This is a genomic window from Blautia sp. OF03-15BH (assembly GCF_003463065.1).
Lineage (GTDB): Bacteria > Bacillota > Clostridia > Lachnospirales > Lachnospiraceae > Limivivens.
In genome coordinates, this window is record NZ_QSCM01000009.1 from 42,939 (window position 1) to 64,360 (window position 21,422).

Below are 21,422 nucleotides of genomic sequence, written 5' to 3' on the forward strand. Positions count from 1 at the left end.
AGGTGGTATCTTGCCTGATTCCATGGAGTTTTTTTATTTCAGAATCTGTCTTTCTCTGCTTTCCCACAACGCAAAATCTCCTGCGGGCAGACTTTGATATAGGGCAGGATCACGGCAGCATCTTTCCTGCTGCCATATATAATTCATACCACTCTTCTCTCGTAAGCACGAGATCCGCAGCCTTTGCAATATCTGCCAGGCGTTTTTCATTCATGGTTCCGACAATGGGCTGGATCCCTGCCGGATGACGGAGAATCCAGGCTACCGCGATGCCATTGAGTGTGGTATCGTATGTTTCGGCCAGACGGTTCAGGACTTCATTCAGTTTCGGATATTTCTCACTCCCGATGAAGATTCCCTCAAACATGCCGTACTGGAAGGGGGACCAGGCCTGGACTGTGATATTTTTCAGGCGGCAGTATTCCAGAACACTGCCATCACGGTCACAGCTTTCGTTTTTATACATATTGACATTCAGTCCTGCATCGATCGTCGGACAATGGGCTACAGAAAACTGGATCTGATTGACTTTAACGGCCCCTTTTGTTGCCTGATTTAACAGTTCGATCTGCATGGGATTGTGATTGCTCACACCGAAGGCCCGAACCTTTCCCTGCTCTTTCAGGGTATCAAAGGCTTCAGCCACCTCTTCCGGCTCCATCAGTGCATCCGGCCGATGCAAAAGCAGGAGATCCACATACTCGGTATTCAGTCGTTTCAGGCTGTCATCTACCGACCTCAGAATATGCTCTTTTGAAAAATCAAAGCAGATTCCCGGACGGATGGCACATTTGGTCTGGATCACCACCTGCTCCCGAAGAGAAGGTGTCAAAATCTTTCCGAAAGCTGCTTCCGCCTCTCCTGCCGCATAAATATCTGCATGGTCAAAAAAATTGATGCCGTTTTCCAGGGCAGTGTCCACGATCGCACGGACCTCCTGATCTGTCTTTTTTTCTGTCAGACGCATACAGCCAAGTCCGACTCTGGATACGTTCTTGATATCTTCGCTGATTTGAAACGTTTTCATTTTATAAAATTCCTTCCTTTTCACTTTAATCCAAATTCTTTATTTTTTCCCTCAGTGGAAGGATCCTGGATGGCGGCACGGAAAGTTCATCCACTCCTTCTTTTACAAAAAACTCTGTCAGCGTTTCATCGCCTCCCAGATCTCCACAGATCCCGACCGGGATTCCTGCTTTTCCTGCATTCTTCACCGTGTAGCGGATGAGTCTTAAAAGTGCAGGATGGTGCGGATCGAAATACTCCTCCGTCCGCGGATTTTCCCGGTCCACTGCCATCGTGTACTGAGAAAGATCATTGGTACCGATGCTGAAAAATTCTGCTTCTTCTGCCAGAAGATCACTCAGAATGGCAGCTGCCGGCGTCTCGATCATAACGCCCTGGCGGACCTTTCCAAAGGGGATCCCGAGTGCTTTCAGCTCCTCCTCCACTTCTGCCAAAAGTGCTTTCGCTTTGCGAAATTCCTCTACAGAAGCGATCAGGGGATAAAGAACGGATATCTCGCCAAAGGCTCCCGCCCGGAGGATTGCCCGGAGCTGTGTCTTGAAAAGCTCTCTTTTTTCCAGAGAAAGCCGGATTCCCCGAAGTCCCATGGCCGGATTGGTCTCTTCCTCCAGATAGAGCGAGCTGTCTTCTTTTCCCGGTTCCGGTTTTTTTTCCATATAAGCAGCCCGTTTATCCGCTCCGATATCGATTGTCCGGATAATGACTGTTTTTCCGGCCATCATTTCCGCTGCCAGCCGATAGGTCTGAAACTGTTCTTCCTCCGTCGGACAGTGGTCTGCCGTGAGAAAAAGAAACTCACTCCGGAAAAGACCAATGCCCTCCGCTCCGTTCTGAAGAGCACCCGCTACATCTGCAATGCTCCCCACATTGGCACAGAGGCGGATTTTCCGTCCGCTTTTCGTCACGGTCTCCCGGTCTTTCCATTCCGTCAGAAGACGCTGCCGCTCCTGTTCTTCTTTTTGAAGAAGCTGCATTTTTTCCAGCGTTTCTTCATCGGGATCCACATACAGAATCCCGTTTATCCCGTCAATAGCTGCCAGTTTTCCGTCCCATTCCGCCTTTACCGGAATTCCGATAAGGGCAGGCAGATTCATCGTCCGGGCAAGGATGGCCGTATGAGACTGGCTGGAACCCTGCCTGGTCACAAAACCAAGCACCTGAGATTTGTCCATTTGAACGGTCTCGCTGGGTGCCAAATCTTCTGCAACCACAATTACCGGCTCCTGTTCCATTCTTTTTTTCTTTCGTCTGCCGCTCAGGATACCGATGACCCGTTCGGAAATATCCTGTACATCCTCTGCTTTCGCCCGGAAATATTCATCCTCCATGCCGGAAAACATCCGGGCAAAGTTATCTCCTGTAGCAGCTACCGCATATTCTGCGTTGACACTCTGCGTTTCAATGATATTTTTTACGGAATCACTGTAATCCCGGTCCTCCAGCATCATGGCATGGGCTTCAAAAATCGCGGCATTGATCTCTCCAAGCTCCCGGACAGCCTTTTTCTTCAGCCCGTTCAGTTCCCGGACCGCTTCATCTTTCGCCGCCTCATAACGATCCCATTCTTTTTCCGTATCCTCTACCTTGTATCGTTTTACACTCTGTTCTTCCTTCGTGTAAAACCAGATCCGCCCGATAGCAATCTTCTGTACGATAATCCGGCCTTGGTACTGTTCCATGGTTCTCCCTCCCTCACGCAATGCTTTACTTATTTCTCAGTAAATCCCTTTTGTCTGCCAGAGTGTGTTTGAAAAAGCCTTTCTGCAAAATGTACGTTACAATTTGTGGGAATGATTTGTAAAGCGGACATTCGCAATCCGCTTCGCTACAGATAAGTTTCAAAAAACTCTTTCAGCCTTGCCAGAACTTCTTCATCATCCGCACTGACTGTGATCTCATCACCTTTATGAATCCCAAGACCCATGACTGCAATGAGTTTTCCTGCATCAATAGACTTATCTCCTTTTGCGATGGTCACAGCACAGTCCGCATCTTTGACCAGTTTCGCCAGCATTCCGGCCGGTCTTGCATGAAGTCCGGTTTCATCTTTGATCACATACTGAAATTCCAGCATTTTATCTTCTTTTATCTCTCGTTCCATCTGTCTTATCTTCCTTTCTGTTTTGTGTCCATTTTTCAGGTTTCCGGCATGGCATCGGCAAAAGCTCTCATCATGGCAATCTCTTTTGCCCAGCCTGCATCGTCATTCGGTGTTTCCATGACAAATGGCAGCCCCTGAAGCTTTGGATGAGAAGCAATTCGTTGAAAGGCTTCCAGCCCGATGCAGCCCTCTCCAAGCCTTGCATGCCGGTCTTTGTGTGCTCCCAGCGGATTTAAACTGTCATTGCTGTGGATTGCTTTCAAGTATTTGAGTCCAATGACCCGGTTAAATTCTTCCAGCACCTCATCCAGGTGATCCACAATGTCGTAGCCCCCGTCCCAGACGTGACAGGTATCGAGGCAGACGCCCATTTTTTCCTTTAATTCCACCCGATCCAGGATCGCACGAAGCTCTTCAAAGCTCCGGCCAACCTCCGTTCCTTTTCCCGCCATGGTTTCCAGAAGCACTGTGGTGCTCTGCTCTTCTTTCAAAGACTGATTCAGAAGCTCTGCAATGAGCTCGATCCCTTTTTCTGCCCCCTGTCCCACATGGCTTCCGGGATGAAAATTATAATAGTTTCCCGGTATGTATTCCATCCGTTCCAGATCCTCCTGAAAGGCCCGGAATGCAAAATCACGAACCTCCGCCTTTGCCGCACAGGGATTTAACGTATAGGGTGCATGGGCAACCAGTTTTCCGAAATGATGCTCTGCTGCCAGTTTCCGGAAACGGGCAGCATCATCGGGATCGATGGCTTTGGCGTTTCCGCCTCTTGGATTCCTTGTAAAAAAAGCAAAAGTGTCCGCTCCAAGCTTCAGGGCATTTTTCCCCATAGCCTCAAAGCCCTTGGATGAAGAAAGATGACATCCTGTATAAATCATAAAGTTCCTCCTGTATCAATTCCGTTTTTTCAAATAAACCACTTCCTCTGCCGTACACTCCTGCCGGCTGTAGCGGGCTTTCTCATAGATCTGATGTGCTTTTGTATCGGCTACACCGGCTGTTTCTTCCGCTTCCTCGGGCGTACTGGTGTTTCCAGGCGTTTGTCCCGGTCCTCCCATGACCCATTTCCGATAATATTTCCGGATCTGTTCTGAAGCTGTCTTTTTCCTGAAAAATTTCGGGAGGACGATCTTTGGAGGAGCCAGACTCTCCGTCACATCGCCGCCCTCTGTCTTTTTCTCCGGCGTCCATTTTTCGTAACGGTTCCGATAGGCTTTCAGAAGCTTACAAACCGTCAATGTAACCAATGCGATAAAGCCTGCGATCAGCGCAATTGTCACCACATAATAAAGGATATTCTCCAGCGCTGTTACCCAGGCTGGCGGTTCGTAAACCTCATCGTCACCGAGAAGTCCGGACAGATCCATCTCCATGCCGCCGGATGGTTCAAACTGCTCCATGGTAACGGTCATATCCGGCGTATTCTCAGACTTGGTGAATTCCGGGTCCGCCGGCGCTTTCCAGTAAGCCACGATCATAGCCAGAGTCAGAAAGACGCCGAAAAAAATCATGACATGACGGTTTCTTTTTTCCAGACGCCGTTTCGGAAAACGGTGCAGCGTTTCATTCTCTTTAAGGTAAATCAAAAGCCGCTCCCGGTTTCCACAGAAAATCTGTAAGAGAATGACCAGCGCCGCAAAAATGCACACCCGGCCTTTGATGTAGTCCATTTTTTCCACATGAGCGATGAGATAAGCCACCGCAGGCACCGCCAGCATCGGGAGCGCCGGGCCGCCTAAGAACAGGTAATCGCCCTTCCAGCGCCCGTAAAAACAGGCAGCACCACCAAAAATGATACTACCTGTGAGGCAGGCTTTCTCAATGAGATCCCGTCCCGCCTCAAAGGCTGCTGCCCCAAAAGCAATCCAGATCAAAAGGTAAAGGAGAATGCTTTTTCTCCTGAGGGCCGCCTCGTAAAGGCAGAAGGCCGCCGCCATGGGAAGCAGAAGCCGCCAGAGAGAAAGTTCTCCCGGGCAGAGAAAGATGGGAAGGCTCATACAGATGCCTCCGTAAAGGATCTCGTAGATCCGAAGTTCTTTATCCTTCATGCTCCACCTCCCATTTCAGATAGTCTACGCCGTGAATATTCGGGCTGGACCAGCCTTCTTTTTTATAGAAAACGCCCAGCCACAGGAAACTCGCTCCCTTTACTGCCATTTTACGGACAGTATCCTGAAGCTCCCTGCTCTGGTTTTCTGTGATCAGGACCACCACCTGCTGCGTACCAGTCAGCTCCTGCTCCGCTTTCAGAAGCTCGGAATAAATGGGACCTGGCCGTTTCTTTGCATTCAGATCCAGACGGCTCAACGAACGGTTGACCTTCTCCGTCTGTCCCCGTCCGCTGCCCTCCGGTACCTGGACCAGACTGCCGGAAAGAAGATCTTCTCCATTCGTATAGAGAGAAGCCGGAATGCCCTTTTTCAGAACGCTTCGCAAAAGGGAAGCTGCCAGACGGATGGCCTCCTCGTGAATCTCCATATGTTTCCACATGGTCACATCCTCCACATCCACAAAGCAGGCCACCCGGGGCGAATAGGTGGAATTCTGAAGATTTACCATCAGGTTTCCGGAACGGGCCGAAGCCTTCCAATTGATGCGGTTCATAGGATCCGTGCCATCATATTCCCGCATCCCCGCAAAAGCAAAGGGATCTTCCACCATTCCACGTCTTCCTTCCAGCAGTCCGCCCAGCCGGTGCATGGGAAGCTTCAGCCGGTCAATAGGAACATCCCCCGGATAGACATAAAGAAAGGTATCCTGCGGAAGATCCTTGTAATAATTTTTCTCCATCTGGAGGCCTCTTGCAACCAGATTGGCTTCTCCGATGTGATAATACCCTCTTTTCCGGCATTTCAGTGGGATTGTCCGGCTGATCTTCTGATAAAAGGATACAGAAAAAACATCCCTTTTATACAGACGGTCGGAAAGCGAGGCGTTTTCCTCTTCATCGATCCCAAGACTCCGATCCAGCAGAAATTCCACCTGAAGCATAGGGATCGGAAGAATTTTTCTGTTTTCAATGATTTCTGTCAGGCAGGCTTCTTCTCCCTCTCTGGCCGGATAAGACTGAAAATGAACTTCTACATGAAGATCCTTACTCCAAAACCTTCGATAGCCCCTTTCCAGAAGAAAAAGAAGCAGAAAAGCCACCCCTAAGATAAGGATCAGTTTCATTTTTTCTTCCAGTCCTCCACAGGTACTTCCACACGCTTTAAGATTTCCTCCATGATTCTCCGCTCTGCATCCGTATCGCCGGCTCCTGCCAACACCAGACGGTGAGCCAGCACCGGAACAGCCAGCGCCTTCACATCCTCAGGAACCACATAATCTCTGCCTTTGAGCCATGCATAAGCCCGGATTCCCTTAAAGAGGGCCAGTGTTCCTCTGGGACTTACACCGGAAAGAAGTTCCCCGTCCTGACGGGAAGCCTCCGCAAGATCCACCAGATATTTCTTGATCTCCGGATGGACATAGATTTTCCGGATCTCCTCCATTGCTTCAAGAATTTCCTCTCTCGTGCAGACCGGCTCCAGTGTTTTCAAAGGTTCTTCGATCTGGAAACGGTCCAGAATCGCAAGCTCCTCCTCCTTACTCGGAAAACCCATGGACAGCTTCATGAAGAAACGGTCCATCTGTGCCTCCGGAAGCGGAAAAGTACCGGAGCTTTCAATGGGGTTCTGCGTCGCAATAACAAAAAAGACCTCGTCCAGCTTTCTCGTCTCTCCGTCAATCGTCACCTGGCGCTCCTCCATACACTCCAGAAGACTCGACTGCGTTCTCGGCGTGGCACGGTTGATCTCATCTGCCAGAAGAATCTGGGTAAACACCGGTCCCTCCCGGAACTGAAATTCTCCTTCCTTCTGATTAAAATAATGAAGTCCCGTCACATCCGAAGGAAGCAGGTCCGGAGTAAACTGAACACGGCGGAACTCGCCGTTCATGGACTTTGCCAGAGATTTGGCCAACACCGTCTTTCCCGTGCCCGGAAGATCCTCCAGAAGCACATGTCCCCCGGAAAGCAGCGCTGTCAGGATCTTATCCATGACCTCGTCCTTTCCGATAATAACCTTCTTCATATTTTCCTTGATACGCAGTATGTTTTCTCTCATGGTTCTCCAATCCGCCAGTCTACGGCTGTTGTATTTCACTCCAATTTCTGGTATGGTCATAGTGTACCATAAATTTGAATCAGGAGGAGAAATTTTATGAAAAATTTCGTTTTTTTAGGGGACAGCATCACGGACGCCGAACGGCTATGGATTCCGGAATACAACGGACTCGGAAACGGATATGTACAACTTCTTGCCGAAAAGCTTTCCAACAACTTTACTGTCATCAACAAAGGCCATGACTCCTTCACCCTCCCCTTTCTCCTCCGGAACCTGGAGACCGACTGCCTCTCCTTTTCCCCCGCTGCCGTTTCCATCCTCATCGGCATCAACGACATAGGCGTCGCAAAAAATACAGGAAAAAGCCTCCGGGCTCAGGAATTCGCATCCAACTACGACACTCTGATCCGAAGGCTTCTTGAAGCTTCCCTTTCTTCTGTTTTTCTGCTGGGATCCTTTATTTTTTCCCGACCCCAGGAATACTTAAACTGGCTCCCGGAAGTCCGGGAAGTTGAAAATACCATTGAAAATCTCGCCCGCCAGTATCAACTCCCTTTCCTGCCTCTTCAGGAACGAATGCAGAAATCTGAAAAACAGTACGGCACAGAAATGCTCACTCCTGACGGTATCCATCTCACACCGTTCGGCCATAAGCTGCTGGCGAAGTGGTGGCTGGAAGCTTTTGCCGACCTTTACTGATTTTCCGACGCAAGCTTTACGAAAGTCTCTGCCTCTTCTCCCTTCTGAATCATCGCGCAGTCGATCCAGGAGTTTTGGAAGTTCCGATTGTTCACTTTCTCAAACAGGAAGTTATATATCTTCTTTAAGGCGCAGTAAAGATTTTTTTGTTTCAAATCCGTCTGGATATCTCATCTTTAATTTATCGATATTTGCTTGAAAAATATCTTCAAGAGACATATCCAGCGCTGTTGCAGCTTCTGCCAAATACCAAGCTACATCTCCAAGTTCCTTTGCCAAATGTTCCTTGTCCAATTCATGTCCCTGAGCCATCCATTTTTTAACTATGTCAATGACTTCTCCTGACTCACCACATAAGCCCATTACACTATTTATTAATATCTCTCTTTTACTTAGTTCAGGATTTAAAGTAGTCATTGCCAATTCCTGATATTCATTAATCGTCATTCTGGTCTCCTCCATAATCCACAACTCTCGATTGAGATTCCGCCTGTTTTACCTTTCACTTCCCAGCCCTTCCCGGTACATCCGGTTGATCGCTGCCTGGGCCTGTTCCAGTTCTTTTTTCTGGATGATCGCATTGCGGTCGCTCTGGATTGCCAGCATTTCGTCTACCACGTCTTCGATCCTGGGCTCGGAGATCCGGTAAAGGTAGCCCAGCATTCTGGTAGCGGTATAATCGGTGTTCAGTTGTCGGTAGGCCAGTTCCCTGCAGAAATCATCCGGGTAGCCCTTCGCCTGTAAGGCCTGATAAAGTTCTTTGCTTCTGGATGATGCCATATATATCGCTCCTTCCTATCACTTAGTCAAACAAAACTTTCCCGTTCTCATCTTTTTCCGCTTTAAAACACATCTCGATCTACGCCTTTGCAGCCTTTTCCCACAGCTTACCATAAAACTCCCCAAAAATCTATCCTGCAAAAAATATGGAACCCGATCGGCATCATACCTTTTGGATTCCACATTCTTAATCACATTTCTTTTTTCGTACAGATTCCTTCCCGGATCTCGTAGATCTCGTCGCAGACGGTCTTCGCCAACACCTTGTTGTGGGTGATGAAAAGGTAGGCCGTCTCGTGCTCTTTCTGGTATTCCTGAAGGAAATGGACGATCTGGGCCTGGGAGATCACGTCCAGCATGCTGGTGGGTTCGTCCAGAATGATGAGTTCCGGCTCCAGCACCAGGACCCGAGCCAGGGCGGCTCGCTGAAGCTCGCCGCCGGAAAGCTCCAGCGGTGTCCGGTAGAGATGCTCCCGGTGAAGGCCAAACCGCTCGATATCCGCAAGGATCGCTTTCTCACTGCTGTCTTTTTTCATGAGCTTATAGGGCTCCACCATACTCCGGATCAGAGGCAGCATCGGATTGAAGGAAACTTCCGGGTGCTGGAAAAGGATCTGGATCTTCTTCCGCAGCTCCCCTTTCAACGGATAGGAAAGGCGCTCTCCTTTGTAAAAAATTTCCCCGGAAGAGGCCTCGATCAGCCCCACGATCATCTGGCCCACGGTGGATTTTCCGCTGCCGCTGGGCCCCAGAAGGCCTACGGTCTTTCCCTCCGGAATTTCCACGCACACCTCTTTGGCCGCCCAGAAAACAGGCTCGCCTTTTTTCCGGCTCTTGTAAGCCTTAGAGAGCTTTTCCGTTGTCAGAAGCATGACGCTCTCCCTCCTTTCCCGTATAAAGCCAGCAGCGTACCTGATGGCCCTCCACCTCCAGCATCGGAGGCGTCTCCTTGCATTTTTCCTTGCAGAACCGGCAGCGAGGCGCATATTTGCAGCCGCCCTCGGCGTAGTCCTCGTGGGCCATGGCAAAGCCCTCGGAAAAATGAAGTCCGTTTTCCGGCATCGCCGCGATCATATCCTGTGTGTAAGGGTGCAGCGGATGCTCCAGAAGTTCCTTCGCAGAGGCGTACTCCACCTGGTTGGAAGCGTACATAACGGAGATGCTGTCGCTGATCTCCCGGGCAAAATTCAGGTCATGGGTCACACAGAGCACAGCCTGGTCTTTCAGGCTGTGGAAAGCATCCACCACCATCTCGATGCGCTCCTCATCCAGTCCCTTGGTAGGCTCATCCGCCAGGATCATATCAGCTCCCGCGATGATGCCCATGGCGATCATGGCACGCTGCTTCATGCCGCCGCTGTAGGTGAAGGGATACTGAGCGGCCACCTCTTCCTCGTCACCGATGTGAAAACGCTTCATCAGCTTTACCGCCTCGGCGATGGCTTCTTTTTTTCCAATCTTCTGATGCTCGATCATGGGTTCCGCCACCTGAAAACCAACGGTCAGAAGAGGATTCAGGCCGTTTCCGCTTCCCTGGGGCACATAGGAAATTCTGGTTCCGCGGATCTTGTCCAGCTGGCGGCGCTTCATCCGGATCATGTCCTCCCCCTCGAAAAAGGCCTCGCCTGTGACGATGGCATTTTCCGGAAGGAGATGGAGGATTGCCAGAAGGAGAATACTTTTTCCACTTCCGGTTTCACCGACGATGCAGACTTTTTCTTTTTTATTCACCGTCAGGCTCACATTTTCCACTGCCTGGACCCCATGGCCGGAGGCAAAACGCACGGACACATTTTTTACGTCAAGAAGCATCTTACTCTCCTCCCTTCTTAATCTTTCCATAGTAGCCGATGAGCATAAAGCCCAGCACGCAGACGCAGATGCAGACGATAGGCGGCACATACCACCAGTACTGTTTTTTCATGATGCTGTTCCGGAAAAAGGCATAGTGAAGAACGCTTCCCCAGCTCTTCTCTCCGAATTCTCCCAGTCCCAGGAAGCTTAAGCCCGCCTCCGTCATCATGGCGCCGGAAATAGCCATGGCTCCTCTGGTCAGAATGATGTCCTTGATATTCGGCAGAATGTGTTTGAAAAGGATCACCGCCGGGTGAACGCCCATCGTCTTTTCGATCTTGATGAAAGGCAGTTCTTTCAGCTGCATGACCCGGGCTCTTAAGATTCGCGCCGTACCGGTCCAGGCCGTGATGCTGATCGCGATGATCAGGCTCCATTTGCCGGGATTCAGGTAGGCAATCAGAAGAACTGTCAGAGGAAGACTTGGCACCGCCATGGCAATATTTGTAATGGCCGTGATAATCTTGTCTGCCAATCCGCCGAAATAACCGGATACCAGCGCCAGCACCGTTCCCACACCGGTCACGATGAAAGCGGCAAAAATGCCAATATAGAGGGAAACTCTTGTGCCGTAAACCATCTCCGAGAAAATATCCTGGCCCACATCGTTGGTTCCCAGAATGTGCTCTTTGCTGGGCGGCAGATAGGACGCGATCATCTCTTTCGGGTCATAAGGGGCAATCACCGGAGCGAAAACAGCGATGATCAGGAAAAAAAGAATGATCAGAAGGCCTGCCGTAGCCGCCGCATTCAGACGAATTTTCTTATGCATCCTGAATTCCCTCCTCTCTGATTCTCGGATCGATGGCCGCGTTGACAATATCGCTGATCAGGTTTGCAAAAACCACCAGGGCCGCAGACAGAAGGAAACAGAACTGGGCTGTGGGGAAATCCCGGTTGGACACGGCATTATACAGGATCGTTCCCATTCCCTTCCAGCCAAAAACGACCTCAATGATCATGGAGCCGGAAAGAATACCGCCGAACTGCATACAGAAGGAAGTCGCATAAGGAACCATCGCATTTTTCATCACATGACGGAAAAGGACTTTTCTGGAGGGAAGACCTTTGGACTCCGCCGTCATGATGTACTCCTCGCTCCGCACCTGGGAAACTGCGCTCTTCATCAGCATGAAATCACCGGAAGTCCGGTAAAGAATCATGATAATCAGCGGCAGGAACATATGCTGGAGGATGCTCTGCACCCTCGCCATTCCTTCGACGCCCGGGGAGACCATTCCGTTGATGGGAAAAAGCTTCATCCGGTAGGCCAAAAAGATCAGCAGGATCAGACAGAAACAGTTTGAGGGGATCGTATTCACGATCAAAAGAATAGGCGTCATAATCTTATCAAAGAGTTTTCCCGGCTTCCAGCCCGCAATAACTCCCAGAAGGGCTCCTAAAAGTCCGCCGATGATCCAGGTGGGAATCGACAGAAAAAGCGTCCATTTGCAGGCTTTGAGAACGTTGGAGACGACCGGTTTCTGGTTCGTATAAGAAGGACCGAAATCCATGGTCACAATGTTTTTCAGGTATTTTCCGTACTGCACCGGAAGGCTGTCATCCAGGCCGTACCTGGCAATGAGTTTGTTCAGGGTCTCCGGATCGTTATCCAGCAGATAATAATATTCCTCCTGGCCCACCAGATGGATCACCGGATCTCCCGGCATGATATGTACCAGAAAAAAGCTGATGGTGATGATAACAAAGATCGTCACAAAGGCCGTCGCAATTTTCTGTGCGATATGACGGGTCATAAACGATTTCTCCTTTCACATGAATCAGGGCGTTCTGTGCTTTCGCTTTTTCCCGCCCATACAGAAAAACCGCCGGAACCCTGAAAGTCCCGGCGGCAAATGCTGTCTTTCTATAAATTATTTCGCAGTCAGGCGATACCAGGTTGTCGCATGAACAGTACCCCAGGACGGATAGTTCTCCCATCCGGTATATTTATCGGTACGATAGGGGAAGAAAGCAGTCTCCCAGCACAGAGCCTCTGCTGCCATGGTATCTGCCACATACTTCTGAAGCTTCTGATTATTTTCGATATACTGCTCGTCATTGACAGCCTGTGTCATTGCATAGTAGGTATCACGGAAGCTGTCATCGCGGATGGTTCCCCAGAGCCAGGAGCTCTCGCCGTCTCTCAGCTCGCCCATGAAGTAACGGAAAGCGGTGCTGTAGGAAGCCATTCCGGAAGTGGTCAGAGTGATGGAGATATCATAGTTTCCTTTGGTAACGGTATCTTCCCAAACTTCGCTGTTGGAAAGGCTGTCGTTATCCACATGGTTCTTAATGCCAACTTTGTCCAGGCTGTTCATGATAACCTCTGCGATACGGTTTCTCATATCCATGGATTTGGAGCTGTACTGCGGGATCACAGTCAGATCCATCTGGCTTCCGTCCGGAAGCTCACGGTAACCGTCGCCGTCCACATCTTTGTAGCCAGCTTCATCCAGCATCTCGGCTGCCTTGTCAGCGTCAAATTCCAGAGAACCGATGCTCTCGTCGTATCCTTTGCAGGAAGGCGGAATCACACCTTTTCCCGGAACCTTTCCGTACTCGCCGTTGATGGTGGTTGCCAGCTGATTGTAATCGATTGCATAGGAAGCAGCCTCACGGAAAGCCTGATCATTTCCCGGAGCTCTGTCTTTACCATACTCCATCTGGTAGCAGCCGGTGAAATCGCTCTCGCCGAGGTCGAGATCCGGTGTACCCTGAACGGTGTCGATGACGTCAGCGTCGATCGGGTTTGCATAGTTATACATGGTATCGATCTCGCCGTTCATCATAGCCATCATCAGAGTGGTCTCGTCAGAATAGCTCTGTACGGTTACTTTATCAACGGTGATCTCGCCTAAGAAATCGTTCTCCGGAACAGCCTCATAATAGGAAACCTGAGCGTCGGAATCGTAGGAAACCAGTTTGTAGGGACCACAGCCGATGGCTGCTTCCGGTCCGTCCAGAGTGGTCGGATCATCAATGCCCTCCCAGATATGCTTTGCGTATACGCAGGAATTGTTGTTGCAGGAAGAATTGATCCAGTAATAAGCATCCGGCTCAGAGAAGATCAGAGATGCACTGTCATCACCGGTTACTTTTACTTCTGTAAGATTCTGAAGGCTTCCGTTCTTCCTCACATCTCTCATATATTCGAAGGTGAATACCACATCATCCATGGTTACCGGCTCGCCATCATGCCATACAGCGTCCAGCGGAATTGTGAAATCGATCTGTTTTCCATCCTCGGAGATCTCAAAGGATTTCCAGAAATAGGGCTGCAGATTGTTGTTCTCATCGCGGTATACGAAGTCACCCTGGGTAAAGCCATTGTAGTTCATACGTCCGAAAGCGTCGGTCTGGGTCAGGGAGTTGAATACGTTCTGATCTGCGATGGTTCCAACGATCAGATTCTCTACATGGTTGCCAGTGCTCTCGCTGACTGCCTCGGTCTCGGTCTCTGTGGATGTCTCTGCTGCAAATACGCTCTGTCCCGGCAGCATGGTCAGGCACATAGCCAGACTCAGCAGCAGACTTACGGTCTTCTTTTTCATTTGTTTCCTCCTTAAATGCTAGGTATAGTAGGTACAAAATGCTTACCGGATTGCTCCGCTGCAAAGCAGCTCCCGCAATCCTCTCCCCGCCATTCGCATATCGCGAAGCTTCGCTCCGCTTTTATGCTCATGTCGGGCGGGTCTCAAGGTCTTGCACACCTCTGTGCAAGCACAGGCGTGCAAGGACTTTTCGACCCTATAAGCACAAAAAAGTGCCTGGAAGAATTTTCCAGACACACAGAACCAAAAGAGACGTCAGATCGACCTTCATCCGTCTCTTTGGAACATGCATCAGTCTTCCATTGAAACGGATACATCTCAAAATCAAAGGGGAGGTCTTCTGGCTCGGGGTCAGCCTCCTGGTCTTCCTTCTCAGCTTTCGCCAATGGCTATTGACCATTCGTCACCCTTACAGCAGCAAGGACTGCCGCAGATTCACACTGCGTTCCCTTTTCCCTTCGATCTATTCACTTTTTTCCTTTCGCCGAAAAGACCGGCTCTGCTTTGTAGTATAGCACACAAAAAACAAAATGCAAGAACATTCTGTCATTTTATTTTTTATGAACCAGAAGGTATTTTTATGAGTAATTTTCTTTCCTCTTTTTTAATCATCGTCAGCACCGGCACATGTTTTTTCCGCAGGGCATGGACGACCGGATAGGTGTAAAATACCTCCCCTTCCACATAGACCGCCTCGGGCTTTTCTTTCAGAATCGCCTTCACCTGGGCTTTAATCCGGTTCTTCCATTCCTGCTTTTCCATAGCCACTTCGGTGAAAATCCCATCTTCATTAAGTTCCGGAAGCTCCGGCAACGCCATCCGGACAATCTTCACTCCCGTCAGACCCGGAAGCTTTTGAAGAAGTGCCTCCGCTTCCTCTCCTCCCCCAAAGTTTACGAGAACCGGAGCCTCGTGAAACTCCGCCAGGCTGATTTTTGCCGCCTGAACCGCCTCCTCCAGCGTCTCCGTGGTCATGAGAAAACCGCCTTTGTGACAGAACACTGCCCCTGCAATGCCGGAAGCTGCCTCCAACTCCTCATTTTCCAGGCCCAGCCATGCCGGAGGAAAACTGCACTTATAATTCAGGGAATATTCCCGTTTCTGAGGCTGAATGCAGTAGCCGCCCCGGTTGGAGGGAAAGATCACAAAAGCGATCTCCGTCTCGGAGAGATGCTTCTGGCAGGGCACAAATTCCGGCAGAATCAGAATCTGTCGATTCTCCGCGGGGATTTTTCCAGCTTTGATAGCCCGCTCCTGTTCCGCCAGGATCTCCTCCACCCGACGGTCCGCCCGCTCATTTCCGCGGCAGCGCTCAAATTTGTTTTCCAGGATCATCCCGGCCACGCTCACCGCCTGGAAAAAAGCCTCATCCGTGCCTCCCTCCGCGTCCCAGGCCGGATTGAAATTGCCAATGAGAGACGCCAGCTCATTTTTCTCCCCGGTGTTGTCATTATTGTCCAGAGGCTGAACGAAGGTCTCGTCAAAAGAAAGCGCCAGTTCTTCGCCTAAAATCTCCGCCCCCAGCGCCTCCCAGAGAAGGCCGAAGGCCGCGTAGGGCACGCCGTTTTCCCGAATCCGGCTGTCCTTCTGGTGATGGTCGTAAGCGCCTCTTCCGATGTCAAAGACAATGCCGTCAAAATCTTCCGGCACCTGATTTCCCCTGCTGATCTGAATCTCCGGGTTCAGGTACAGGAGAAGGGCCGCGGAAAACACGTCGTCCGCGTGAAATTTTCCCCCATGGGTGAAGGCTTTCGCGTCTTTTTTTCTGATCTCATTTAATAACTGATTCATGATCCATTCCTTCCATAGATAAGTTCAGGGACCCGGCGCATCTGCTCAGGTCCCTGTGTTTTTTATTTCAGATATACAGCGTTCGTTCCCGCAAATTTTCCTTTTCCGTCCCGGATCTGGATCCGCACCCAGGCATCCTTTCCGTTCAGCGGAAACTCTACTTCCGCGATGGTCTCCCCTTTCGGAGCCAGTTTCTTGTAGCAGGCACGGCTGTCCGTCACCACAAAAATTTTCTCCACCGGAGAAGTTTTTACCTTCAGCACACCGTCCTCAATCTTCGCCTCGTGGATCTCTGGAGCCATGGAGAAATAGAAATTTCCCTCTTTCATGGCTTTGATCACAGCCTCATAGGTCAGTTCCGAGGCTTTGATCTGAATAAAGCCGCCGAAGGAATCGCACATGGGATCTGTCACAGGAAAAATGTTGTGGTTATCGTCGGTAGCCACGGTGAAAAGCTTCTGCCCGCTCCGGAGCATCTCGTCGTAGCTCTGGGGATTAAAACCGTAGAGACCGTCGTGCTCGCAGCCATGGTTGTAGATCTCCATGGCCCAGAGTCCCTCGAAATCCTTGTAATCGTCATAATTCTGCAAAGACCAGTAGGGATGATTGTAGCAGCACAGGAAACCTGCCTCCGTCCGCTCCTTTATGTAAGCGTTCTGTCCGGCCATATCCTCGTAGACATAGGTCGGCAGCGGGAACTCTTTTCCCTCCTCCGGATGCTCGTCGTAGAAATTCAGATGATAGCATTTGGCATGAGGCCAGCCGCCGCATTTTTCCGGATTCTCGGAAACATCCACCTCAATACCTGCCAGCGCGATGAAATTTTCATCCGTCAGCTCCGGATGGCAGCCATAGGTCCGGTGATCTGTGAACGCCACGATGGAATAGCCTCTTTTCTGGTACTCTTCCTTGATCTGTTCCTTGGTCAGTTTTCCATCGGAGATCACAGTATGACAGTGCAGATTTGCCTTGTAAAATTTACCCTCTCCCGGGAAAAAATCATAATCCTTCATTTACTTGCCCTCCATACATCAGGATGGGTCTATTGTACCACAGAATGAAGAGCTGCGGCATACTTTCTTTTCCGTTCTTCCATTTTTCCTTCCTGGAAAAAATCTCCTCTTTTGCAGTAACGGTTGATGGGTTCATGGGAAAACATATACAGCCGGTTGACTTTTTCCCCGAGAAGGCCCTCGGGATCGTCAATGACCGGTGCTCCGGGCCAGATTGCCGCCCTTCTTAAATAATCTTCCATCCGTTATCACCAGCCTAACTGCTTCTTATTCTCCATCTGCTTATCCAGCATCTCGATGAGTGCTGGGATTTCACTGGGATCACAGACCACATAATCCGGCGTTTCCTCCTCATTTTCCGGCTTCATCCGGTACCGGGGACTGTAACCTGCCAGCACGGAAGTAATTCCCATTCGGTTGGCTCCGACGATATCACGCTCCAGGTTATTTCCGATCATAATTATATACTTTTTGTCCGCCTCTTCAAGGTTCATTTTCTCCATGGCCGTCTTAAACATTTCTCCGGCCGGTTTGCAGACACCTACAGTCTCAGAGATTGCGCGCACCTCGAAATAAGTCTCCATCTCGTGCTGCTGATAAATATTATCAAAGGATTCCACCAGGCCGTCCGCCACCAGAGCCACCCGGAAACCCGCATTTTTCAGCTGAAAAAGGACTTCTTTGATTCCCGTAAAAAATTCTGCATGATCTACAACGTCACCTTTTATTCTCACCTCGGTGGATTCATCCACCAGCGTATCTCCACTGTCCAGAAAAATAATCGCATTTCTCATGATTTTTTACCCCTTTCTTTCTGTTATTATAACAGGCCTACGGGGTTTTTTTCTATACATGAATATGCCGAATTTATATATTTTTGTAACCTTCCATTTCAAAAAAAGACCATGTCCCCGGATCTCTTCTGATCTGAAAACATGGTCTTTTCTATAATAATGCCAATTCCAGCTCTTCCAGCATGGTTTCCACCTTGAAGGGTTTGGCGATATGACCGTTCATTCCCGCTGCCAGAGCTTTCTTCCGGTCCTCGTCAAAAGCGTTGGCCGTCATGGCCAGGATGGGAATCTTTCCTCTGGTTCCGAGCAGGTTCCGGATCGCCTTTGTCGCCTCGTAGCCGTTCATTTTCGGCATCTGGATATCCATGAGAACTGCGTCATAATAATCCTCCGGCTTCTTTTTCAGAGTTTCCACACATTCCTCGCCGTCTCTGGTCCACTCTGCCTGAAGGCCACATTCCTCCAGAAGCGTCACTGCAATCTCCGCGTTAAGCTCGTTGTCCTCCGCCATCAGAATCCGTTTCCCTTTCAGCATTTCCGCAAGATCTGCCCTTCCATTCTCTTTCTCGCGCTCGGGATCCGGTCCATCTGCCAGAGCAAACGGAAGCCGTATGATAATCTTCGTGCCGGCTCCAACCTGGCTTTCCACCTCGATAGAACCATCCATAAGCTCCGTCAGGGCTTTCACGATGGGAAGCCCCAGGCCGGTTCCCGTCACCTTGCTCTCCGTACTGGTTCGTTCGCGGGTAAACTCTTCAAAAATGTGAGGCAGGTACTCCTCACTCATTCCGATGCCTGTATCTGTAATCTCAAAACGGTAGGAAACCCAGCCTTCTTTTTTGCAGGGCTCTTCCTGGATCCGCACAGAAACACTGCCGCCCTCCGGCGTATACTTGATGGAATTGCTCACAACATTCAGAAGAATCTCCCGCACTTTGGTCCGGTCGCAGCGCACATATTCATGCTCCACCTGAAACTCGCAGCGGTAAGTCAGCCCTTTCTTGCTGACCGCCGGCTCAAAAACTGCATTCAGCGCTTCCTTCAGCTCCTCAAAATAGCCCACTTCCATTTTCAGTGTGGCTTTACCGCTCTCGATTCTGGCCATCTCCAGCACATAGTTGATGAGAGACAGAAGAAAGGAACTGGAGGAACGGATCTTCTGGATATAATCCCTGGCCCGCTCTTTTTCATCCATATGTTTTTCCAGCAATTCGGAAAAACCGATGATCGCATTCATGGGCGTCCGGATATCATGACTCATATTGAAGAGGAAGCGCGTTTTTGCCTCATTGGCCAGCTGTGCCTCCTTCGCCGCTTTTTCCAGCTCCTCTGCATGCACCTGGTCCCTGTAACGCCGCAGCTCAAACTGCCAGTAACCCAGCGTCACGAGAATGGTCAGCGCAATTACCAGAAGATAACCACCCGCCGCCTGCGTCGTTGACACCCAGCCACCCTGAGGGACAATCTCAAAATACCAGGTGTCGTTCGGTACCTCACAGGCTACCTCCATCGTATTCTCAAGGCCTCCGTCCTGGCACTGAGCGATGGAAACCCTCTCCCCGGTAGACATGGTCCGCTTCCAGATCCGGTAGTGGTAGCCCACATCCTTCAGTTTATCCAGCTCAATCTCATCGATGAATTTTTCCCAGTTGATAACCAGGAATGAAAAACCCCAGAAGGTCTCCTTCCCCTCTTTCATAAAATAGATCGGATTGAAGAGCAGCATTCCGGTTCCACCCTGCTTCAGCTCAAAAGGTCCTGCAATCGTGTACTCTTTGCTGTCCCTGGCCAGTCTGGCCTCCATTCTACGCTCCGAATTTTCCAGCATATCAAGACCCATGGCCGCCTCATTTCCCTCCAGGGGATATATCTGGTTGAAATGTCACCTAAAAAAATATCTGCGCACTTACTGCTATGGAAGTTCCTTTTTAAAAACGGTGTCTAATCGAAATACAAAAAGAAAAATGAACGCAAAAAAGACCCTACAGAAAAATCTGCAAGGTCCATTTTTTTCATCAATCTCAGATTAAACCAGCTCCAGAACAACTTCCATAGCTGCGTCACCTTTACGGAGACCAATCTTAACGATTCTTGTGTAACCACCGTTGCGGTTAGCGTATTTCGGAGCGATCTCGTTGAAGAGTTTCTCAGTAAGATCGATCTCTTTTGCTTTCTTACCCTCAACCTCTTTTACAGGGTAGAGAACTTTAGCCATCTGACGACGAGCATGCAGTTTGGAAGGAGCATCTTTCTTGATCTCTTTCTGAACTTCATCGTAAACGGTTGTTTTCTTTCCGTCAACAACCTCTTTTACTCTCTTGCCGTCTTTGTCCTTGCGGGCAACTTTAGCGGTAACAGTAACGGTCTCAAAGTTGTCTTTCTCACGTACTGCCATAGCGATCAGGCCTTCAGCGACCTTGCGGATCTCTTTTGCCTTTGCCTCGGTAGTAACGATTTTGCCGTGCTGGATCAGAGCGGTAACCTGGCTTCTGATCAGTGCTTTTCTCTGGTCTGCAGTTCTGCTAAGTTTTCTATAACCTGCCATTATTCTTTTCCTCCATTTGTGGAACACCAGTTAATGCTCTTCGGTCTTACTTAAAAGGTGCTGTCTCGTCCATTCATGTTATTTCTGTAAAAGCCCGGTCGTGAGCCTCACAGATAGTAGCTGCGATCGATCACTCGTCGCTGGGGTTCAGCTGTAAGCCTAACTCCTTCAGTTTGCCTAAAACTTCTTCCAGGGACTTGCGGCCCAGGTTACGAACCTTCATCATATCCTCGGAAGTTCTGTTGCAGAGCTCCTCAACGGTATTGATGCCGGCACGTTTCAGGCAGTTATAAGAACGAACGGAAAGTTCCAGCTCGTCGATGTTCATCTCCAGAACCTTTTCCTTCTCGTTGTCTTCTTTTTCAATCATGACCTCTGCGGATTTTGCATTCTCAGAAAGGTCGATAAAGAGATTCAGGTGTGCACTGAGTACCTTAGCGGCAAGGCTGACTGCCTCGTCCGGAGCCAGAGTTCCATTGGTCCATACGTCCAGTGTCAGTTTATCATAATCGGTAACCTGACCCACACGGGTATTCTCCACCTTCAGATTGACACGCTCAACAGGAGTGTAGATGGAATCTACAGCGATCACACCGATGGGCATATCATCTGTTTTGCCTTTTTCAGCACTTACATATCCACGACCCTTGGTGATGGTCAGCTCCATGTACAGCTTGCTGTCAGCTCCGCCGTTCAGGGTAGCAATGACCTGATCCGGATTCATGATCTCGATATCCTGATCAGCCTGAATGTCAGCTCCGGTTACAACGCCTTCGCCTTCAAACTCAATGTAAGCAACTTTCGGCTCATTGGTCTCACTGGAATTTTTGATTGCCAGTGATTTGATATTCATAATAATTTCAGTGACATCTTCTTTTACGCCCGGAATAGAACTGAATTCATGCAGGACGCCTTCGATTTTAACCTGGCTGACAGCCGCGCCCGGAAGGGAGGACAGCATAATTCTGCGAAGAGAATTGCCCAGGGTGGTGCCATAACCTCTTTCCAGAGGTTCCACAACAAATCTTCCGTACTTCTTGTCTTCTGAAATCTCAGCTATCTCAATTTTTGGTTTGTTGAAATCGAACATAAGCCCCTCCTTTTTTGGGTTTTAGAATCATGAGGGTGATCCCGAAGGAAACCTCAAGCGTGC

General features: G+C 49.7%; 23 protein-coding genes and 1 riboswitch. Of the genes, 1 reads left to right on the plus strand and 22 read right to left on the minus strand.

The window, feature by feature from the left end; translation table 11 throughout:
• Positions 1 to 109 precede the first annotated feature (109 nt).
• The 8 genes from DXA57_RS10815 to DXA57_RS10845 are packed head-to-tail and all read right to left on the minus strand — an operon-like array spanning position 110 to position 7,239.
• The gene (locus tag DXA57_RS10815) at positions 110 to 1,027 is read right to left on the minus strand and encodes an aldo/keto reductase (RefSeq protein ID WP_117767392.1); all 918 of its coding nucleotides are present in this window, start codon (positions 1,025 to 1,027) and stop codon (positions 110 to 112) included.
• A gap of 25 nt (positions 1,028 to 1,052) precedes the next feature.
• A complete protein-coding gene (gene ptsP / locus DXA57_RS10820) occupies positions 1,053 to 2,705 on the minus strand; it encodes a phosphoenolpyruvate--protein phosphotransferase (protein ID WP_117767393.1) in 1,653 nt (550 codons plus the stop codon).
• Positions 2,706 to 2,734: 29 nt separating this feature from the next.
• Complete coding sequence (locus DXA57_RS17925) at positions 2,735 to 2,836, minus strand: DUF6783 domain-containing protein (RefSeq protein WP_442857675.1); 102 nt, start codon at positions 2,834 to 2,836, stop codon at positions 2,735 to 2,737.
• 15 nt (positions 2,837 to 2,851) lie between these two features.
• Complete coding sequence (locus DXA57_RS10825; protein ID WP_243005773.1) at positions 2,852 to 3,127, minus strand: HPr family phosphocarrier protein; 276 nt, start codon at positions 3,125 to 3,127, stop codon at positions 2,852 to 2,854.
• 35 nt (positions 3,128 to 3,162) lie between these two features.
• Complete coding sequence (locus DXA57_RS10830) at positions 3,163 to 4,008, minus strand: deoxyribonuclease IV (RefSeq protein WP_117767394.1); 846 nt, start codon at positions 4,006 to 4,008, stop codon at positions 3,163 to 3,165.
• A gap of 15 nt (positions 4,009 to 4,023) precedes the next feature.
• Complete coding sequence (locus DXA57_RS10835; protein WP_117767395.1) at positions 4,024 to 5,178, minus strand: hypothetical protein; 1,155 nt, start codon at positions 5,176 to 5,178, stop codon at positions 4,024 to 4,026.
• Positions 5,168 to 6,304: a DUF58 domain-containing protein gene (locus tag DXA57_RS10840; protein WP_117767396.1), complete on the minus strand. Its 1,137-nt coding sequence runs from the start codon at positions 6,302 to 6,304 to the stop codon at positions 5,168 to 5,170. The genes DXA57_RS10835 and DXA57_RS10840 overlap by 11 nt, the downstream gene beginning before the upstream one ends.
• Complete coding sequence (locus tag DXA57_RS10845) at positions 6,301 to 7,239, minus strand: AAA family ATPase (protein WP_117767397.1); 939 nt, start codon at positions 7,237 to 7,239, stop codon at positions 6,301 to 6,303. The genes DXA57_RS10840 and DXA57_RS10845 overlap by 4 nt, the downstream gene beginning before the upstream one ends.
• Positions 7,240 to 7,335: 96 nt before the next feature.
• Between DXA57_RS10845 and DXA57_RS10850 the strand changes: the two genes are divergently transcribed.
• The gene (locus DXA57_RS10850) at positions 7,336 to 7,938 is read left to right on the plus strand and encodes an SGNH/GDSL hydrolase family protein (protein WP_117767398.1); all 603 of its coding nucleotides are present in this window, start codon (positions 7,336 to 7,338) and stop codon (positions 7,936 to 7,938) included.
• Positions 7,939 to 8,049: 111 nt separating this feature from the next.
• On the opposite strand, the gene DXA57_RS10855 is transcribed toward DXA57_RS10850, so the two are convergent.
• The 14 genes from DXA57_RS10855 to DXA57_RS10920 form a co-directional block, all read right to left on the minus strand.
• On the minus strand, positions 8,050 to 8,385 hold the full coding sequence (locus DXA57_RS10855; RefSeq protein WP_117767399.1) for a nucleoside triphosphate pyrophosphohydrolase family protein: 336 nt from the start codon (positions 8,383 to 8,385) through the stop codon (positions 8,050 to 8,052).
• Positions 8,386 to 8,433: 48 nt separating this feature from the next.
• Positions 8,434 to 8,718, minus strand: coding sequence for a hypothetical protein (locus DXA57_RS10860; protein WP_117767400.1), 285 nt, complete (start codon positions 8,716 to 8,718; stop codon positions 8,434 to 8,436).
• Positions 8,719 to 8,909: 191 nt separating this feature from the next.
• Complete coding sequence (locus tag DXA57_RS10865) at positions 8,910 to 9,590, minus strand: ABC transporter ATP-binding protein (RefSeq protein ID WP_117767401.1); 681 nt, start codon at positions 9,588 to 9,590, stop codon at positions 8,910 to 8,912.
• Complete coding sequence (locus tag DXA57_RS10870; protein WP_117767402.1) at positions 9,562 to 10,530, minus strand: ABC transporter ATP-binding protein; 969 nt, start codon at positions 10,528 to 10,530, stop codon at positions 9,562 to 9,564. Before DXA57_RS10870 ends, DXA57_RS10865 begins: the two co-directional genes overlap by 29 nt.
• A 1-nt stretch (position 10,531) precedes the next feature.
• The gene (locus tag DXA57_RS10875; protein WP_117767403.1) at positions 10,532 to 11,344 is read right to left on the minus strand and encodes an ABC transporter permease; all 813 of its coding nucleotides are present in this window, start codon (positions 11,342 to 11,344) and stop codon (positions 10,532 to 10,534) included.
• Positions 11,337 to 12,329 carry an ABC transporter permease gene (locus tag DXA57_RS10880; RefSeq protein WP_117767404.1) on the minus strand — a complete coding sequence of 331 codons (993 nt, stop codon included), beginning with the start codon at positions 12,327 to 12,329 and terminating at the stop codon, positions 11,337 to 11,339. The genes DXA57_RS10875 and DXA57_RS10880 overlap by 8 nt, the downstream gene beginning before the upstream one ends.
• 117 nt (positions 12,330 to 12,446) lie before the next feature.
• Positions 12,447 to 14,126, minus strand: coding sequence for an ABC transporter substrate-binding protein (locus DXA57_RS10885; RefSeq protein ID WP_243005774.1), 1,680 nt, complete (start codon positions 14,124 to 14,126; stop codon positions 12,447 to 12,449).
• 313 nt (positions 14,127 to 14,439) lie between these two features.
• Positions 14,440 to 14,641, minus strand: a riboswitch (cobalamin riboswitch).
• Positions 14,642 to 14,684: 43 nt separating this feature from the next.
• The gene (locus DXA57_RS10890) at positions 14,685 to 15,917 is read right to left on the minus strand and encodes an MYG1 family protein (RefSeq protein ID WP_117767405.1); all 1,233 of its coding nucleotides are present in this window, start codon (positions 15,915 to 15,917) and stop codon (positions 14,685 to 14,687) included.
• A 62-nt stretch (positions 15,918 to 15,979) separates the two neighbouring features.
• Positions 15,980 to 16,930, minus strand: a complete 951-nt coding sequence (locus tag DXA57_RS10895) for a PHP domain-containing protein (protein WP_117767406.1) — start codon at positions 16,928 to 16,930, stop codon at positions 15,980 to 15,982.
• 29 nt (positions 16,931 to 16,959) lie between these two features.
• On the minus strand, positions 16,960 to 17,172 hold the full coding sequence (locus tag DXA57_RS10900) for a hypothetical protein (RefSeq protein WP_117767407.1): 213 nt from the start codon (positions 17,170 to 17,172) through the stop codon (positions 16,960 to 16,962).
• A gap of 6 nt (positions 17,173 to 17,178) precedes the next feature.
• Positions 17,179 to 17,724 (minus strand): HAD family hydrolase, encoded by a 546-nt coding sequence (locus DXA57_RS10905; protein ID WP_117767408.1) that lies wholly within the window; start codon positions 17,722 to 17,724, stop codon positions 17,179 to 17,181.
• 151 nt (positions 17,725 to 17,875) lie between these two features.
• Positions 17,876 to 19,594: a hybrid sensor histidine kinase/response regulator gene (locus DXA57_RS10910; protein WP_330423253.1), complete on the minus strand. Its 1,719-nt coding sequence runs from the start codon at positions 19,592 to 19,594 to the stop codon at positions 17,876 to 17,878.
• Between the two features lie 156 nt (positions 19,595 to 19,750).
• A complete protein-coding gene (locus DXA57_RS10915; RefSeq protein WP_117767410.1) occupies positions 19,751 to 20,269 on the minus strand; it encodes a bL17 family ribosomal protein in 519 nt (172 codons plus the stop codon).
• A 130-nt stretch (positions 20,270 to 20,399) separates the two neighbouring features.
• Positions 20,400 to 21,359 (minus strand): DNA-directed RNA polymerase subunit alpha, encoded by a 960-nt coding sequence (locus DXA57_RS10920; RefSeq protein WP_117767411.1) that lies wholly within the window; start codon positions 21,357 to 21,359, stop codon positions 20,400 to 20,402.
• Positions 21,360 to 21,422 lie beyond the last annotated feature (63 nt).

What these genes read in the sequence shown, in the direction of transcription:
- DXA57_RS10815 (WP_117767392.1), bottom strand. Translation starts at nt 1,027, where the DNA reads ATGAAAACGTTTCAAATCAGCGAAGATATCAAGAACGTATCCAGAGTC.
- DXA57_RS17925 (WP_442857675.1), bottom strand. Translation starts at nt 2,836, where the DNA reads ATGTCCGCTTTACAAATCATTCCCACAAATTGTAACGTACATTTTGCA.
- DXA57_RS10865 (WP_117767401.1), bottom strand. Translation starts at nt 9,590, where the DNA reads ATGCTTCTGACAACGGAAAAGCTCTCTAAGGCTTACAAGAGCCGGAAA.
- DXA57_RS10875 (WP_117767403.1), bottom strand. Translation starts at nt 11,344, where the DNA reads ATGCATAAGAAAATTCGTCTGAATGCGGCGGCTACGGCAGGCCTTCTG.
- DXA57_RS10915 (WP_117767410.1), bottom strand. Translation starts at nt 20,269, where the DNA reads ATGGCAGGTTATAGAAAACTTAGCAGAACTGCAGACCAGAGAAAAGCA.
- DXA57_RS10860 (WP_117767400.1), bottom strand. Translation starts at nt 8,718, where the DNA reads ATGGCATCATCCAGAAGCAAAGAACTTTATCAGGCCTTACAGGCGAAG.
- DXA57_RS10830 (WP_117767394.1), bottom strand. Translation starts at nt 4,008, where the DNA reads ATGATTTATACAGGATGTCATCTTTCTTCATCCAAGGGCTTTGAGGCT.
- DXA57_RS10870 (WP_117767402.1), bottom strand. Translation starts at nt 10,530, where the DNA reads ATGCTTCTTGACGTAAAAAATGTGTCCGTGCGTTTTGCCTCCGGCCAT.
- DXA57_RS10900 (WP_117767407.1), bottom strand. Translation starts at nt 17,172, where the DNA reads ATGGAAGATTATTTAAGAAGGGCGGCAATCTGGCCCGGAGCACCGGTC.
- DXA57_RS10890 (WP_117767405.1), bottom strand. Translation starts at nt 15,917, where the DNA reads ATGAATCAGTTATTAAATGAGATCAGAAAAAAAGACGCGAAAGCCTTC.
- DXA57_RS10895 (WP_117767406.1), bottom strand. Translation starts at nt 16,930, where the DNA reads ATGAAGGATTATGATTTTTTCCCGGGAGAGGGTAAATTTTACAAGGCA.
- DXA57_RS10850 (WP_117767398.1), top strand. Translation starts at nt 7,336, where the DNA reads ATGAAAAATTTCGTTTTTTTAGGGGACAGCATCACGGACGCCGAACGG.
- DXA57_RS10825 (WP_243005773.1), bottom strand. Translation starts at nt 3,127, where the DNA reads ATGGAACGAGAGATAAAAGAAGATAAAATGCTGGAATTTCAGTATGTG.
- DXA57_RS10905 (WP_117767408.1), bottom strand. Translation starts at nt 17,724, where the DNA reads ATGAGAAATGCGATTATTTTTCTGGACAGTGGAGATACGCTGGTGGAT.
- DXA57_RS10840 (WP_117767396.1), bottom strand. Translation starts at nt 6,304, where the DNA reads ATGAAACTGATCCTTATCTTAGGGGTGGCTTTTCTGCTTCTTTTTCTT.
- DXA57_RS10880 (WP_117767404.1), bottom strand. Translation starts at nt 12,329, where the DNA reads ATGACCCGTCATATCGCACAGAAAATTGCGACGGCCTTTGTGACGATC.
- DXA57_RS10845 (WP_117767397.1), bottom strand. Translation starts at nt 7,239, where the DNA reads ATGAGAGAAAACATACTGCGTATCAAGGAAAATATGAAGAAGGTTATT.
- DXA57_RS10920 (WP_117767411.1), bottom strand. Translation starts at nt 21,359, where the DNA reads ATGTTCGATTTCAACAAACCAAAAATTGAGATAGCTGAGATTTCAGAA.
- ptsP (WP_117767393.1), bottom strand. Translation starts at nt 2,705, where the DNA reads ATGGAACAGTACCAAGGCCGGATTATCGTACAGAAGATTGCTATCGGG.
- DXA57_RS10855 (WP_117767399.1), bottom strand. Translation starts at nt 8,385, where the DNA reads ATGACGATTAATGAATATCAGGAATTGGCAATGACTACTTTAAATCCT.
- DXA57_RS10885 (WP_243005774.1), bottom strand. Translation starts at nt 14,126, where the DNA reads ATGAAAAAGAAGACCGTAAGTCTGCTGCTGAGTCTGGCTATGTGCCTG.
- DXA57_RS10835 (WP_117767395.1), bottom strand. Translation starts at nt 5,178, where the DNA reads ATGAAGGATAAAGAACTTCGGATCTACGAGATCCTTTACGGAGGCATC.